This is a genomic window from Paenarthrobacter aromaticivorans, assembly GCF_019038615.1.
GTDB lineage: Bacteria > Actinomycetota > Actinomycetes > Actinomycetales > Micrococcaceae > Arthrobacter > Arthrobacter aromaticivorans.
The window spans coordinates 549,331-564,039 of the sequence record NZ_JAHOPC010000001.1; the positions used below are offsets into that span (position 1 = coordinate 549,331).

The window sequence follows — 14,709 nt, forward strand, 5'->3', positions numbered from 1 at the left end:
CGGATCTTCTTCTAGCTCGCCGCGCGCATTTTCTTAAGATGCAGTCCCCGGCAGGGAATCGCTGCTGACACCAGATCCCTGCTGTGCTCGTGCTGGGGCTCGGCGAAGAACTTGTGGGTGTCGGTGAGTTCCACCAGGCGGCCCTGGAAGAGTACGGCTACGCGTTGGCACATGTGCCGCACCACGTCCATGTCGTGGGTGATGATCATCAGCGACAATCCCCTGTCCCGGTGCAGCCGCTGCAGCAGGTCAAGAATGGTTCGCTGGGTAAGGGCGTCCAGGGCCGACGTCGCTTCGTCGCAGATGAGGACCTCGGGTTCCAACAGGAGTGCCCGTGCAATCGTGACGCGCTGCAGTTGGCCACCGGAGCATTGTCCCGGGCGCCTGTCCAGCAGGCACGGGTCCAGTTCTACTTCCTTCATGGCGTCCTGAAGCCGCTGCGACCTTTCGGCGGACGAAAGCCCAGCGTGCTGGCGGAGGGGAGCCTCAAGGCTGGCGCGAAGCGTCATGCGGGGGTCGAAGGAATCGTGGGGTTCCTGGAAGACCAACTGCACAGCGGTGGGCGGGCTGGTCTCTCCTGCCGCCAGGGTGCGGGTGATACTGCCGCCGCTGATTCCTTCCAGCCCGACCATTGCCCTGGCGAGCGTGCTTTTCCCGGACCCGGATTGGCCGAGGACACCAAGGATCTCGCCCTGCTTGAGGGCTAGCGAAACCGAGTTCAACGCGGGCCGGTCAGCATTTCCCATCCCAAAGCGCTTACCCAGCCCAAAACGCTTACCCATCCCCAAGCTCTTACCAGGCCCGAAGTGTTTGACGACGTTCGTAAGGGTCAGCACGTTACGCCCCTGCGGCGTGACGTCCGTGATGCTGGTGGGCAACAGGTTTGATGCGTCCAGGAGCTTCCGCGTGTAGGCGGTTTTGGGGCTGCCCAAAACCGCCTCCGTGGTGCCGGACTCCACGATCTTCCCGGCGTCCATCACCAGGACCCTGTCCGCGAAGGCTGCCACAGACGCCAGGTTGTGGGTGATGTAGAGGATGCCGAGCCCACGCTGCCTGCGCTCACGGTCCAGCAATTCAAGGATCTGGCTTTCCAGCACTTTGTCCAGGGCGGAGGTGGGCTCGTCTGCCAGCAGGATTTCGGGTTGGCCAGCCAACGCCATGGCTGTCATTGCCCGTTGAGCCATTCCACCGGAAAGCTGGTGCGGGTAGGCCTGCGCGCCCCATTCCGGATCTTCGAAGCCAACCTCTGCGAGCAGTTCAAGCACCTTCGTATCCGCGGGCTTGCCTGCGAGGCCTGCGTGGAGTTTCAGGGGTTCCTTCAGGTGCTTGCGGATGGTCTTGTTCGGATTGAACATCCTCTTGGGCTGCTGGAACAGCATCCCCAGCCGGCCACCTCGGATGCGATTCAACTCTGTTTCCGGCGCATTGGTCACGTCCAGTGGGCCGAGTCGGATGGACCCGGACTCAATCCGCAGTGGCTGCGGCAGTAACTGCAGGACGGACTTGGCAGTCATGGTCTTTCCGGAGCCCGAGCCTCCCACGAGGGCCACAAACTCACCCGGCCGGACCGTCAAGCTGACTCTGGACAGGATCGGGGGCTCGGTGGCCGTGCTGCGGACGGTCAGGTCCTCGATGACGAGCTCAGGCATGCTGGCCCTCCACCACGAGGACATCTACGGGGTCCGCTGCCCTGCGGGACGCCCGCTGGCCGATCAGGGTGACGCAGAGAGCCACCAGGAAGATGGCAAGTCCCGGGGCGATGATCCCCCACGGAGCCCGCTCAGCGTAGGGTTGGGCCGCTGCCACCATGGAGCCCCAGTCAGATTGCGGCGGTTGGACACCCAGCCCAAGGTAGGACAGCGCTCCGACGCTGATCAGGAGCTGTCCGAACCGCAACGTCGCCTGTCCCAGCATCGGCGCTGCCAGGTGCGGAAGGATGTGGCGGAAAACAATGAACGACGGCGAACAGCCCACCACGCGCGCCGCTTCAACGAATCCGCGTGCAGACACGTCATAGGCAAGCGTGCGCGCGAGCCTTGCAAACGGGGTCCATCCCGTAACCGTGAGCGCCACGAGCAACGACGAGAATCCGGTGCCCATCGCAGCCACGATAAACAGCGCCACCACCATCTCCGGCAAGGCGAGCAGGACATCATTCGTGCGCGTAAAGAACTCGTCCAGCCAGCCCTTGCGACGCGCACTGAGCACGCCGATCACCAGGCCGACGAGTCCAGTCAGCACCGTGGCCAGTGCAGCCACCACCAAAGAGAAGCGACCGCCGTCGAGCAATCTGCTGAGCGTGTCCCGCCCAAGGTGGTCCGTTCCCAGCCAATGAGTGGCGCTTGGCGATGCAAGGCGCGCGGCGAGGTTCTGGTCGTCCGGCGGGAACGGCGTCAGCCAGGGCGCGGCCGCTACAGCGGCTACCACCATAGCGAGGACGACGACGGCGGCCTTGTCTACCGCTGAGAGGTTACGCAAGGGCGCCACTCACCTTAGGGCTGAGGATCCGATGGAGGAAGTCCGCGAGGGTGGTGATCGCTACGGCCAATGCAACCACGACGACAACACCGCCCTGCGCCAGGGGAATGTCGCTGTTCACCACCGCGTCATACAGGAGCCGTCCCATGCCCGGAATCGCGAAAATGACCTCCACAATGACCGAACCTCCCAGGAGACCCGCGAACCATACGGCGAAAAGAGTGGACAACGGGACCAGCCCGTTGGGAATGACATGCCGCATGATGGTCTGGACGTGACTGAGACCGCGGGCCCTGGCGGCTTGAATGTGCTCTGCTTCCAAAGCATCGATCATGCCGGAGCGCACCGCTGAGGTGAAGAAGCTGATGGGTCGCAGGGCGAGGGTTACCGCTGGCAGGACTATGGATGATGTGGTGTTCCAGCCAGCTGACGGCAGCAAGGACAGTTTGAGGGCGAAAACCAAGACCAGGAGCGGCGCCAGCCAGTATTCGGGCATAGCGATGAAGGACTGGGTAATGGTGGTGATCAGTTTGTCCGCTTTTCCACCTTGCTTCAGTCCTGCGACGATCCCCAACGGCAGCGAAACCAGTACCGCTATACCCAGAGCCACGATCACCAGGCTGAGGGTGATGCCAAGAGCGGGCATTACCTGGTCAACAACGGGTGTCCGGCTGATATGCGACAACCCCATGTCGCCGCTGAAGAAAGCTCCGAGCCACCGGAAGTACTGTACAGGGAGTGGATCGTGGAGACCCAGGCTTTGGCCGAGCGCCTGGACAGTGGAATCGTCCACGACATCCCCGGCCACCCGCGAACGGATGATCTTGCGGACCGGATCGCCCGGGGTGACATAGGGGATAAGGAAAACGGCGAAAGACGACAGCAGGACGGCGGCCACGAGGGTCGCCGTCCGCTTCGCAAGGAACGTGATCATGCGGGTTTGGTTCGTTGGTCCCAGCTCGCTGCTAGGAGCCGGACTTTGCGGTCTGAGCTGTCAGGACGTAACGGGACAATGGATCCTGAACGTAGGAGAGGACGTTGCTGCGGATGGCGTCTGTTGCCTGTTCATTGACCAGCCAGAGGTTCACGGCCTGGTCATCCAGGATCTCGCCGGCCTTGGCGTACAGCTTGTAGCGTTCCTCGGTGTTGGACGTCTTGGCCGCTTCAGCGATGGTGGCGTCATACTCCTCGTTGCAGACGTGGCTGAGGTTGTAGGTGCCCTTGCACGTATAGTCCGCGGTGAGGAAGCCGATCGGATCAGCGATATCGATCAGCCTGTTTCGCTGGCTGAGGATCATGTCGTAATTGCCGGCCAGAACGTCCGGTTCAGCTGAGGCGTATTCCTTGGCCTGGATAGTTACCGGGACGCCAATGCTCTTGAGGTTGTCCTGGATCACGGTGGCGACGTCGGCGAATTCTGACCGTTCCACGATCGCAATGATCTCCAGGGGCCTGTCAGCGGTGTATCCAGCTTCGGCGAGGAGCTTCTTTGCTTCCTCAATGTTTTGCTTGGGTGGGCTTGCCTTGCCTGAAGCCCACGGTTCGGAGGGTGCGAACGGTCCCGCTGCCGGGAGGGCTGCGCCCTCGTAGACGCTGGCCGCCAAGGCATCAAGATCCAGTGCGGAACGCAGGGCCTTGCGGAAGTCGACGTTGTTGAAGGGAGCACGTCCGTTGTTCATGTAGAGCGTCGCCGTGCGGGGTGAGTTGGCTTTGAGAACAGAAACTTCGGGGGCGTTCTTAAGCGTGGAGAGGCCGGAGGCAGGGATTGAAAGGGAGATGTCAGCTTCCCCGGTTTGGACCTGGGCTGCGCGGGTGGCGCCGTTGGTGATGAAGCGGACTTCGGCTCCCGCGAGTTGCACCTCGCCGCCCCAGTAGTTCTTGTTGCGATCCAGTGTCAGGGACTGCTTGGCTTTCTCGGACACGGGAACGAACGGCCCGGTGCAGTGACCGAAGGGGTCCACGGTGGCGCCTTGGTAGGCAGCCGGTGACAGGATGCCGGTGTTGACGCTGGCAAGCCGGAAGGGAACCAGCGGGCTCTCCGCAGGAGTTGTCACACGAACTGTCTTGGCGTCAATGGCCTTGACACCGCTGACAATGCCCGGGTTGAACGCCCGGGCAGGGACCTTGGCCTTGAGGACGGTGTTAAGGGCCGCAGCCACCGACTCGGCAGTGAGGTCGGTTCCGTCCTGGAACTTGACGCCCTGGCGAAGGGTGAAGTCCCACTCAAGCGGTGAGACCTGCTTCCATTCGGTTGCCAGGAACGGAACCACCTTGCCCTCGGCGGAGTCGTACTTGGTCAGCGTCTCCAGGCACCCGGACAGCGACAGGATGTACGCGGAGTCGGATTCCAGCGCCCAGTTGGCAACGGGTGCACGGAAGTTGTCCACCACAATGCGCTGGTTGGTATCCGCGGCCTTCCCGGCGGTACCAGTCTGGGCCCCACTCAGACCACAACCCGTTAGGGCAAGGAGGGCCGCAAGACCTAGGGCTGCGAATCGGCTGAGTTTGCGCAATGGAACCGCCTGTTAAGTGTGCCCGGGGAAGCACGTGGGAAATCGAAGACTATTTAGGTTAGCCTTACCTCTGTATTTCCGCGAAATGGCGTTCTTGGCGTTCGTAATAATTTGCCCTTCAGCAGGAGTGCCTCAGAACGTTGTAGCGTCGATGACGAAGCGGTAGCGGACATCGCTGGCGAGTACCCGTTCGAATGCTTCGTTGATCTGGCTTGCGTGAATGACTTCTACGTCTGCTCCCAGTCCGTGGGTGGCGCAGAAGTCCAGCATTTCTTGTGTTTGGCGGATCCCGCCCATCCTTGACCCGCTGAGGTTGCGTCGGAATTCCACCAGCGACCAAGCGCGCTGGCTCAGGGGCTTGGAGGGCAGCCCCACGAGGACCATGGTGCCGTCCAAGGCAAGCAAGGACAGATAGGCATCCACATCGATGTCCGCGGAGACGGTGTTGATGATCAGATCCAGCTGGCCCTTCAGATATTCGAAGGTCGCGGGCTCAGATGTTGCGTAGTAGCTGTTGGCGCCGAGCCTGACGGCGTCCTCCTGCTTCTTTAGCGATTGGCTGAGCACAGTGACTTCGGCTCCCAAAGCCGCAGCGATCTTCACCCCCATATGACCAAGTCCGCCCATTCCTATGATGGCGACGCGCTTGCCTGGCCCGGCTTTCCAGTTACGCAGCGGGGCGTACATAGTGATTCCCGCACACAACAGCGGGGCCGCATCTGGGAGGGGTATGCCATCGGGAATCCGAACGACGTAATTCTCATCCACCACGATGCTTGTGCTGTAACCGCCCGCGGTGGGCAACCCGTCACGGCCGAAAGAGTTGTACGTGCTCGTTGCACCTTGCAGGCAATACTGTTCCTCGCCTGCCCGGCAATTGACGCATTCCCTGCAGGAGTCGACGAAACAGCCCACGCCCACCCGGTCCCCCACCGAATGACGGGTGACTTTTGGACCGACAGCTTCCACCACTCCGACGATTTCGTGGCCAACCACCAGGGGGTAGTTACTGGCCCAGTCTCCGCGTGCGGCGTGGATGTCGGAGTGGCAGATTCCGGTGTACTTGATGGAAATCTGCACATCGAAATCGCCGGGATCGCGCCGCTCCACAGTGCCAGGAGTGAGTTCCGAGGTGGGAGAAGAGGCCACATAGGCCTTCACGGTAGTAGGCATGTCATCCTTCTTTCGGCAGTTGGCACCAAAACGCCAGGACTAGTTGGAGGGGAAGTTGTAGGAGGCGCCGGAGGCGTGGGTGGGTTCGGGCCAGCGGGAGGTGATGACTTTGCCGCGGGTGTAGAAGGACACGCCTTCGGGGCCGTAGATGTGTTTGTCGCCGAAGAGGGAGTTCTTCCAGCCGCCGAAGGAGTGGTAAGCCACCGGAACGGGCAGGGGCACGTTGATGCCGACCATGCCCACGGTCACGGAGCGCTGGAACGTCCGGGCCGCGGCGCCGGAGGAGGTGAAGATCGCGGTGCCGTTGCCGTACGGGTTGGCATTGATCAGCGCGATGCCCTCCTCGAGGGTGTCCACGCGGACCACCACCAGCACGGGCCCGAAGATCTCCTCCGTGTACGCGCTCATTTCGGTGCTGACCTGATCGATCACGGTCGGGCCCACCCAGAAGCCCTCCTCGTGGCCGGGGATCACGAGGTCGCGGCCGTCCACCACCATCGCAGCACCAGCCTGCTCTGCTTCGGTGACGATCCGTTCGATGCGTTCCTTCGAGGCCGGGGTGATGACCGGACCCATCTCCGCACCGGGCACTGTGCCGTTGTCGACCTTCACAGCCAGGGCACGTTCCTGGACCTTCTTCACCAGCAAATCAGCCGCGTCCCCGACAGCGACAGCAACGGAGATCGCCATGCACCGCTCCCCCGCGGAACCAAACGCCGCGGCGGCAAGGTGGTCCGCTGCGTTGTCCAGGTCAGCGTCCGGAAGGACGATCGCGTGGTTCTTCGCCCCGCCCAAGGCCTGGACCCGTTTGCCGTGCTTCGTGGCGGTTTCGTGCACGTACTGCGCAATCGGGGTCGACCCAACAAAGGAGATACCGTCCACGTCCGGGTGCGTCAGCAGCCCGTCAACGGTTTCCTTCCCGCCGTGCAGGACCTGGAACACCCCATCAGGCAAACCGGCGACCTTCCACAACTTCGCGAGCAACATCGGTGCGGACGGGTCCCGCTCGGAGGGTTTGAGGATGAACGCGTTACCGGTCGCGATCGCCATCGGAGCCATCCACAACGGCACCATCACCGGGAAGTTGAACGGGGTAATACCAGCCACCACGCCCAGGGGTTCACGGAAGGAAAACACATCAATGCCGGTAGAGACCTGGTCCGAGTAGTCACCCTTGAGCAGGGACGGGATGCCGCAGGCGAACTCGATCACTTCCAGACCACGGCCGATCTCACCCTTCGCGTCGGAGAGGACCTTGCCGTGCTCGGCCGTGATCAACTCGGCCAGCTCGTCCACGTGCGCGGCGACCAACTCACGGAACTTGAACAACACGCCCGTGCGCTTGGCCAGGGAAATATCACCCCAGGAATCAGCTGCCTTCTTCGCCGCTGCAACAGCAGTGTCCAAGTCGGCCTCGCTCGCCAGGCGCAACTCCGCCGTGACCTGCCCAGTAGCAGGGTTGTACACGGGCCGGGTCTGTTCCCCCACCCCCGTGGACTCGGCTCCATTGATGAAGTGGTTGATCCGGGTGAGCGTCGTCGTTGAGGTGCTCATGGCAAAGTTCCTTAGGTAAAGAAGGCTGGGAAACGCGAAACAGGATCAGGAGACCGGGACGAACCCAAGGTTCTTGTCCACGATGTTCTGCAGGGGTTTGCCCTGGCTGAACCGTCGTAGGTTGTCCACGAACAATTGCCCAAGATCGTCTAGGTAGTCCTCGGTGTCCCCGCTCATGTGGGGTGTGATGATGACGTTGTCCATGCTCCATAAAGGATGTCCGGCGGGAAGCGGTTCGGGATGGACTACGTCCAGTGCTGCACCGGCAATGGATCCGGAGGACAGGGCTTCCACCAGCGCGTCTGTCCGAACCAGTTCCCCGCGGCCCACGTTGATGAGGTGTGCGGTGGATTTCATGGCGGAAAGGACGTCAGCATCCACGAGTCCCTTGGTGTCCTCGGTCAGTGGCGCTGCCAGGATGAGGTAGTCGACGTCTCCGACGATCCCGGCCAAGTCCTGGGAAGAATGGATGTGGTCGAACAGTTCATCTCCCGGACGGCTGCTTCGCCCGGCACCACTGACCTGCAGGCCTACCGCACGGAACAGGGACGCAATTTCCCGCCCGATGGAACCGGTGCCCACCACCAGGGCGCGTTGACCTTGGATCTTCCGCGTGACCCTGTGCTGCCAGCGCTGCTGCTGCTGAAGCTTGAACGAGCCCTGGGAGTCTTTGGCGATGTCCAGGACGAAGCCCAGCGTGAATTCGGCTATTGCACGGCTCAGGACTCCGCGGGAGTTGGTGTAGACCACATCGCTGTGGATGAGTTCGTCGAACAGGAGCTGGCTGACGCCCGCAGCTGTTACGTGGACCCACTTCAGCGATGACGCGGCGTCCCAGTTCTCGCGCAGGGCGGGGGAAAACGAATGCCACTGGTACAGGACATCTGCACCGTCCATCGCTTCAGCCAGTCCCTCCGCCTTGGTCAGCCGGACCTCGGCCAGGGCTTCGATCTCCTCCAACCGAGGCGGCAAGGCCTCCCGGTACAACGCCGCGACAACAGGCCTCTTGCCTCCAGGGGTAACGGTCATGACGACGCCGGCGCTCCCGCAGGCTTGGTTGCCGTGCCGGCCTCGATCGAGCCAACCACGCCAATGACATCGATGGCGGCCAAAACAGCGGCTGTGAATTCCGACGTCGACGACGGGCCTCCCACATCGCGGGTTCCGAGGCCCTCGCGCAACACTGCCTCGAACGCCAGCTGGAGGTGTTCAGCAGCTTCCGGGTGGCCCAGGTGCTGCAGCATCATCGCGCCGGACCACATCTGGCCCACCGGGTTTGCCAGTCCCTTCCCTGCGATGTCCGGGGCAGATCCGTGCACAGGCTCAAAGAGGGATGGAAAATCACCGTCGGGATTCAGATTCGCACTGGGAGCCACACCGATGGAACCGGTGACGGAACTGCCCAGGTCCGAGAGGATGTCGCCCAGAAGGTTCGAGGCGACAATTACGTCAAAAGTCCAGGGTTTGAGGACCAGGTGCGCAGCCAAGGCATCCACCAGTTCGCTGGTGAGCGTTACGTCAGGGTAGAGGCGAGTGGTTTCTTCCACTACTTCGTCCCAGAAGGGCATGGTGTGGATGATGCCGTTGCTCTTGGTGGCCGAGGTCAGGTGTCCCCTGCGGGAGGACGCGAGCGACGCGGCATAGTGCGCGGCCCGGGATACTCCCAAGCGGGTGAAGATGGTTTCCTGGACAGCGGTTTCGTGCGGCAGTCCGCGGTACATGCGTCCACCGACCTCCGAGTATTCCCCTTCGTTGTTTTCACGCACGATGAGGATATCGATCGGTTCCTTATTCGCCAGGGGCGACTTCACGCCGTCGAGCGTTTTTACCGGCCGCAGGTTGATGTACTGCTGGAATTCGCGGCGGATGGGGATCAACAACCCCCACAGCGATTCAGCATCGGAGACCTCCGGGGAGCCCACGGCACCCAGGAAAATGGCCTCATGCTGCGCCAGCTGTTCCAGGCCGTCCACGGGCATCATGCGGCCGTGCTCCGCGTAGTAGTCAGATCCCCAGTCGAAGTGCGTGAACTTCAGATCGATGGAGTGGATCTCAGCGATCCGTTCAAGGGTTTGGATGGCCGCAGGGACCACTTCCTTGCCGATACCGTCGCCGGCGATGACCGCGATTTTGTGGGTAGTCATGATGCATTCCGTTCTGAGGTGCCCGTCAGCTGCTGCCAGCGGGTGGCGGGCTCCGCCAGTTTGATAATGGTGCTCTTGGGTTCGGTCATTTCGCGGACTGCGTGTTTGACGCCTTCACGGCCGACGCCGGACTTCTTGAACCCGCCAAACGGCATGGAATCGATCCGGACGTCGCTTGTCTCGTTGATGACCACCGCCCCCACGTGCAGCTTGTCGGCAATTGCCAGGGCCAGGTCGATGGACTCGGTGAAGACACCGGCCTGGAGCCCGTATTCGGAGGCGTTGGCCGCATGGATGGCGTCAGAGATCTGGATAAAGGGCATGATGCTGACCACCGGGCCAAACACTTCCTCGATGATGACGCGGGCGTCTGCCGGCACATCGGCGAGTACGGTTGGCTGGTAGAAAGCGCCGTGGCGCTGACCGCCCACACGGACAGTGGCGCCAGCCGCTTTGGCTTCCTCCACCCATGCCTCCACCCGCCGGGCTTCCGCTTCGCTGATGAGCGGACCGATATCGGTGGTTCGGTCCATCTTCGCCCCGACGCGAAGTGCACGGGTCCCCGCGACGACCTTTTCAAGGACTTCGTCGAACAGCGAAATGTGGACGTAAACCCGCTGGACCGACAGGCAATTCTGGCCTGCCACACCGAATGCCCCGGCGACGATCGCCTCAGCAGCAGTTGCCGCTTCAGCGTCGGCGCAGACGATCGTAGCGTTGTTGCCGCCCAGTTCCGAAAGGATCTTCTTCGCTCCTGCGGCGGCAGCAATGCGGTCGGCCGTCGCTGGCCCGCCGGTGAAGGAGATCAGGTCCACCTGGGGGTCGGTCACGATCGCTTCGGACACCCCGGGTCCCGACACGATCGCGGCAATGCGACCTGTCGGGACGCCGGCCTCAAGCAACAGTTGAACGAAAGCCAGCCCGGTCAGCGGGGTGCGGCCTGAGGGTTTAAGTACGACGCCGTTGCCTCCGATCAGGGCCGGGCCCAGCTTGTGTGCCACGAGGTTCAGCGGATCGTTGAAGGGCGTGATGGCGGCGATGATGCCAACAGGCTTCCGGCTGTACCAGCCGATCTTGTTGGCTCCCGCCATGCTGTCCTCAAAGCCGAGAGTTTCCCCTACGAGTTCGCTCGACGCTGCCGCCGAAAGCCGCAACGTCTCGATGCACCGGCGTACTTCACGCTCGGCCTCGTTGATGGTCTTGCTGCTCTCGGCGGCAATGATCTCCGAAAACCGGACCGACTGCTCAGCCAGGAGCACTGCAGCCCGGTCCAAAGCCTCGCGGCGTTCCCGGAGGGGCCATTCATCGTCCAGGAGGTGGCGGTGAATGTGGGCAACCGCCCGGCGGACATCCTGAGGGGTTGAAGAACACACAGTGCCCAACAGCACGCCGTCTTCAGGGTCACGTACCTCCAGGGTCCTGTCGGAGGTCTCCCAAAGGCCTTCGAGGAACGCGCCACCGGGAAGCGCCGCAACGCTTGCCCGCCTGTAGGCCGTTTCCCCAGCTGTTTTTAGGCGCGCTCCAGCGACGGTTGTTGATGAACTCATGGGAACCTTTACCTTGCCTGGCTAGCGGAATGTCTACTTGATACGGTCGATGATCTTCGCGGCTCCGCCAATGAACGGCAGGAACCATGGCGGGCCGAAGTGGCCGGGAACCGGCGGATTCTTCAGGTCTTCCCACACGTTTGCCGACTTGTCGCCGGCCATGTAGTGGGCCATCCGCTTACCCATGTGGGCCGCCATTTGAACACCATGGCCGCTGTAGCAGAGGGAGTAGAAAAGGCCGTCATGCTGGCCGGCGTGGACCATCTGGTCCATCGAGAGATCCACCAGACCGCCCCAGATGTAGTCCACCTTGGCCTTGGAGAGGTACGGGAAGAGTTCAGTCATGGCCTTGTGCAGGATTTCGGCGCTCTTGACGTCCGAATCCGGGCTGGACAAAGCGAATCGGGCCCGGCCACCAAACAGCAGCCTGTTGTCCGGCGTGATCCTGAAGTAGTACGTCAGCATCTTGCTGTCGGAGGCCTGGCGCCTGTTCGGCAGGATGCGGTTCACCACCTCTTCGGACAGAGGCTCCGTGCAGATGATGAAACTACCCACGGGGATCACGCGACGCTGCAGCCACGGGGTGACGTTGCCGGTGTAACCGCTGGTGGCTACCAGGACCTGCTTGGCCCGGGTAATTCCACGGGTGGTGTGCACATCGTGCACTGTCCCCGAGACCTTGTTCAGTTCGGTAACCGATGCGTTCTCACAGATGGCTGCGCCGTTGTCGGCTGCCACCTTTGCCAGACCGTGCACGAACTTCCCTACGTGGAGACCCGCACCCAGCGGATCCATCATGGCACCCTGGTAGAAGTCCGTGCCGATTTCGCTGTGGATCTCTGACTTGGGGATGACCTTTACGTGGTGATCGACCAGGTTTGCGAGCAGCTCCTGGGACTTCAGGAAGCCGTCGTAGTGGGACTTGTGGAACGCGAGGGAGAGCTTGCCGAAACGCTTGAAGTCGCAGTCGATGCCGTTGTCGTGCACCAGCTTCTCGATGGTCTCGATGGCATCGTTGTATTCGCGGAACATCTCCACTGCACGGGGAGCCCCGTAGCGCTTGACGGCCGTGCTGAAGCCAATGGCCAAACCGGTCGTAGCCATTCCCCCGTTACGGCCCGAAGCACCCCAGCCAACGGTGTGGCGTTCGAAAACGGCCACAGTGGCGCCCTGCTTGGCGAATTCAAGGGCTGCTGACAGCCCGGTAAAACCGGCACCGATAATCGCAACATCAACGTTCTCCGGGACCGGAGTGCGGCGGTAATCGCCGGAGGGCTCTGCAGTATCGAGCCAGTAGGGAACAAGTTTCACGGTATGACCTTTCGCTTGGAAGTCGGTTTAGAGACCGAGGTGCTTGTTGAGCTCGTCCAAGGACTTAACAGTATTGAGGTCGTAGCCCTCGCCAATGGGGTCATAGCCACGGTCCAGCATCCAGAGGTTACGGAAGCCCATGTCATGCATCGGGTGCATGTCGTACCGGGTGTGCGAGGAGACGTGCAGGAAGTCCTCCGGCTTGGCGTTCAGGGTATCGAGCATGTACTCAAAAGCCTGGTAGCGCGGCTTATAGGCCTGTGCCTGTTCGGCCGTCAGCACGGCGTGGAAGTCAGCACCCAGCTTCGGGATGCTGATATCCAGGAAACTGGTATCCGCGTTGGACAACGCCACCAGCTGGTAGTTGTCGCCCATGAGCTTCAGCGGGGCCGGCACGTCCTCGTGGGCAACCCAACCGCGGACAGCGTCAGCGAACGCAGCGCCGGCACCTTCGGTCGGTCCGATGCCCCAGCGCTTGCACACCCGGTCAAAGGAATCCTGCAGGATCGCCTCATACGGCTTGTAGTCGCCAAGGACCTCGTCGAAGCGGTAGCCACGGAACTGCTTTTTGAACGTAGGCCACTGCTCTTCGGAGATGCGTCCATCAAGCAGCCGCCGGGTGGTGGGATCGATGTCGAAGTTGATCAGCGTGCCGTAGACATCGAAGGAGATGTACTTCGGCCGGAAGTTGGTCTCTGCCATGGGGTTTCCGTTCTTTTCGGGAGATGGAAGGGGGCTGGCCCCGAGTATGTGGAGGTATCGAAAGAGGCGAACCGAACCGCGGAATCGTAGTTGGCGGACTGGAAATTTCTTGCCCGATGATTCGACTCTAGGGGGCAAAATTGTAAATTGTCAACAGTTTCTATAGCCGTAATTAGAACCGTTCTCATATAGGGAGTGCATGAAAAAAGTTTCTGTCAATTGTTGACAATCTACTGTTGAGGGGGTTGCATTGCATTAGATGACGGAGAGATCCGGATCACATTGCAACCTAGAACTTCTCCCTCCCCAGTGACCGACTCCCTCGAAGGGAAGCACCATGAAGATTCGTAACAAGGCCCAGACTGCAGCCGCAGGACTTGCCGTACTACTCGCCCTGAGCGCTTGCGGTGGAACCGCCAACAGCAGCGATTCGCCGGACAGCAGCAAGACCAACAACACCACGGACATCTCCGAGGGCGTGCAGCCTGACGCAAAGGCTGTGAGCCTGCTGCCGGCATCCTATAAGGACAAGGGCGAACTGACAGTCGCGATGGACCTGCACTACCCGCCGACAACGTTCCTCGCCGAGGACAATTCGACGGCGATCGGCCTGAACCCGGACATCGCCCGCCTGGTGGCAAAGAAGCTCGGCCTGAAGCTGAAGTTCCAGGACACAAAGTTTGACACGATCGTCCCCGGCCTCGATGGCGGCCGCTACGACTTCACCGCCACCACCATGTCCAAGACCGATGAGCGACTCAAGGTCCTGGACATGATCGACTACTTCAAGGCCGGCAACTCAGTGGCCGTGGCCGCGGGTAATCCCATGAAGCTCACCAACGAGACACTGTGCGGCAAGAACATTGCCGTCACCCAGGGCTCGACGGGCCAGCTCAAGCGCCTCCCGGCCCTTTCGGAGCAGACCTGCACCTCCAAGGGACAGCCCGCGATCAACGCCGTGACCCTGCCGAACGTCCAGGAGGCCCTGACGCAGCTGGCATCCAAGCGCATCGATGGCATCCTCTATGACACAACTTCCCTCGCCTGGGCCGAGAAGCAGCAGCCCAAATCGTTCACCATCCTGACCCCTCAGATCAACGTTGGATCCAGCGACCTCACCGCTATCGGCGTCAAAAAGGGATCTGCACTGACTCCCGCCCTTCAGGCCGCCGTCCAGTCGGTCCTGAACAGCCCGGAATACAAGAAGTCCCTCTCCACCTGGGGCCTCGACGCCGGAGCCATCACGGACGCGAAACTCAACTAGGAGAGGTGCTCCCATGGTGCAAA

At 61.7% G+C, this 14,709-nt stretch carries 12 protein-coding genes; 1 reads left to right on the forward strand and 11 read right to left on the reverse strand.

Going from position 1 to position 14,709, the window contains the following annotated elements; genetic code table 11:
• Positions 1 to 11: 11 nt before the first annotated feature.
• From KSW38_RS02640 to KSW38_RS02690, 11 genes are all read right to left on the reverse strand, one after another.
• Positions 12 to 1,649 (reverse strand): ATP-binding cassette domain-containing protein, encoded by a 1,638-nt coding sequence (locus tag KSW38_RS02640; RefSeq protein WP_216922414.1) that lies wholly within the window; start codon positions 1,647 to 1,649, stop codon positions 12 to 14.
• Complete coding sequence (locus tag KSW38_RS02645; protein WP_216922415.1) at positions 1,642 to 2,487, reverse strand: ABC transporter permease; 846 nt, start codon at positions 2,485 to 2,487, stop codon at positions 1,642 to 1,644. The genes KSW38_RS02640 and KSW38_RS02645 overlap by 8 nt, the downstream gene beginning before the upstream one ends.
• Entirely contained in the window at positions 2,471 to 3,412 is a 942-nt protein-coding gene (locus tag KSW38_RS02650) for an ABC transporter permease (RefSeq protein WP_216922417.1), read from the reverse strand. The genes KSW38_RS02645 and KSW38_RS02650 overlap by 17 nt, the downstream gene beginning before the upstream one ends.
• Before the next feature lie 31 nt (positions 3,413 to 3,443).
• Positions 3,444 to 4,991, reverse strand: a complete 1,548-nt coding sequence (locus KSW38_RS02655) for an ABC transporter substrate-binding protein (protein WP_216922420.1) — start codon at positions 4,989 to 4,991, stop codon at positions 3,444 to 3,446.
• Between the two features lie 132 nt (positions 4,992 to 5,123).
• On the reverse strand, positions 5,124 to 6,164 hold the full coding sequence (locus KSW38_RS02660) for an NAD(P)-dependent alcohol dehydrogenase (protein WP_216922422.1): 1,041 nt from the start codon (positions 6,162 to 6,164) through the stop codon (positions 5,124 to 5,126).
• Between the two features lie 39 nt (positions 6,165 to 6,203).
• Complete coding sequence (locus KSW38_RS02665; RefSeq protein ID WP_216922423.1) at positions 6,204 to 7,718, reverse strand: CoA-acylating methylmalonate-semialdehyde dehydrogenase; 1,515 nt, start codon at positions 7,716 to 7,718, stop codon at positions 6,204 to 6,206.
• A gap of 45 nt (positions 7,719 to 7,763) precedes the next feature.
• Entirely contained in the window at positions 7,764 to 8,747 is a 984-nt protein-coding gene (locus KSW38_RS02670; protein ID WP_216922424.1) for a D-2-hydroxyacid dehydrogenase, read from the reverse strand.
• Positions 8,744 to 9,862 carry a tartrate dehydrogenase gene (locus KSW38_RS02675; RefSeq protein WP_216922425.1) on the reverse strand — a complete coding sequence of 373 codons (1,119 nt, stop codon included), beginning with the start codon at positions 9,860 to 9,862 and terminating at the stop codon, positions 8,744 to 8,746. The genes KSW38_RS02670 and KSW38_RS02675 overlap by 4 nt, the downstream gene beginning before the upstream one ends.
• Positions 9,859 to 11,409: an aldehyde dehydrogenase family protein gene (locus KSW38_RS02680; protein WP_216922426.1), complete on the reverse strand. Its 1,551-nt coding sequence runs from the start codon at positions 11,407 to 11,409 to the stop codon at positions 9,859 to 9,861. The genes KSW38_RS02675 and KSW38_RS02680 overlap by 4 nt, the downstream gene beginning before the upstream one ends.
• Positions 11,410 to 11,442: 33 nt before the next feature.
• Positions 11,443 to 12,720, reverse strand: a complete 1,278-nt coding sequence (locus KSW38_RS02685) for an NAD(P)/FAD-dependent oxidoreductase (protein ID WP_216922430.1) — start codon at positions 12,718 to 12,720, stop codon at positions 11,443 to 11,445.
• 27 nt (positions 12,721 to 12,747) lie between these two features.
• Positions 12,748 to 13,422, reverse strand: a complete 675-nt coding sequence (locus tag KSW38_RS02690) for a haloacid dehalogenase type II (RefSeq protein ID WP_216922432.1) — start codon at positions 13,420 to 13,422, stop codon at positions 12,748 to 12,750.
• A 337-nt stretch (positions 13,423 to 13,759) separates the two neighbouring features.
• On the opposite strand from KSW38_RS02690, the gene KSW38_RS02695 reads away from it, so the two are divergent.
• Positions 13,760 to 14,686, forward strand: a complete 927-nt coding sequence (locus KSW38_RS02695; RefSeq protein WP_216922434.1) for an ABC transporter substrate-binding protein — start codon at positions 13,760 to 13,762, stop codon at positions 14,684 to 14,686.
• The last annotated feature ends 23 nt before the right edge of the window (positions 14,687 to 14,709 follow it).

What these genes read in the sequence shown, in the direction of transcription:
- KSW38_RS02690 (WP_216922432.1), bottom strand. Translation starts at nt 13,422, where the DNA reads ATGGCAGAGACCAACTTCCGGCCGAAGTACATCTCCTTCGATGTCTAC.
- KSW38_RS02680 (WP_216922426.1), bottom strand. Translation starts at nt 11,409, where the DNA reads ATGAGTTCATCAACAACCGTCGCTGGAGCGCGCCTAAAAACAGCTGGG.
- KSW38_RS02670 (WP_216922424.1), bottom strand. Translation starts at nt 8,747, where the DNA reads ATGACCGTTACCCCTGGAGGCAAGAGGCCTGTTGTCGCGGCGTTGTAC.
- KSW38_RS02640 (WP_216922414.1), bottom strand. Translation starts at nt 1,649, where the DNA reads ATGCCTGAGCTCGTCATCGAGGACCTGACCGTCCGCAGCACGGCCACC.
- KSW38_RS02650 (WP_216922417.1), bottom strand. Translation starts at nt 3,412, where the DNA reads ATGATCACGTTCCTTGCGAAGCGGACGGCGACCCTCGTGGCCGCCGTC.
- KSW38_RS02665 (WP_216922423.1), bottom strand. Translation starts at nt 7,718, where the DNA reads ATGAGCACCTCAACGACGACGCTCACCCGGATCAACCACTTCATCAAT.
- KSW38_RS02675 (WP_216922425.1), bottom strand. Translation starts at nt 9,862, where the DNA reads ATGACTACCCACAAAATCGCGGTCATCGCCGGCGACGGTATCGGCAAG.
- KSW38_RS02660 (WP_216922422.1), bottom strand. Translation starts at nt 6,164, where the DNA reads ATGCCTACTACCGTGAAGGCCTATGTGGCCTCTTCTCCCACCTCGGAA.
- KSW38_RS02695 (WP_216922434.1), top strand. Translation starts at nt 13,760, where the DNA reads ATGAAGATTCGTAACAAGGCCCAGACTGCAGCCGCAGGACTTGCCGTA.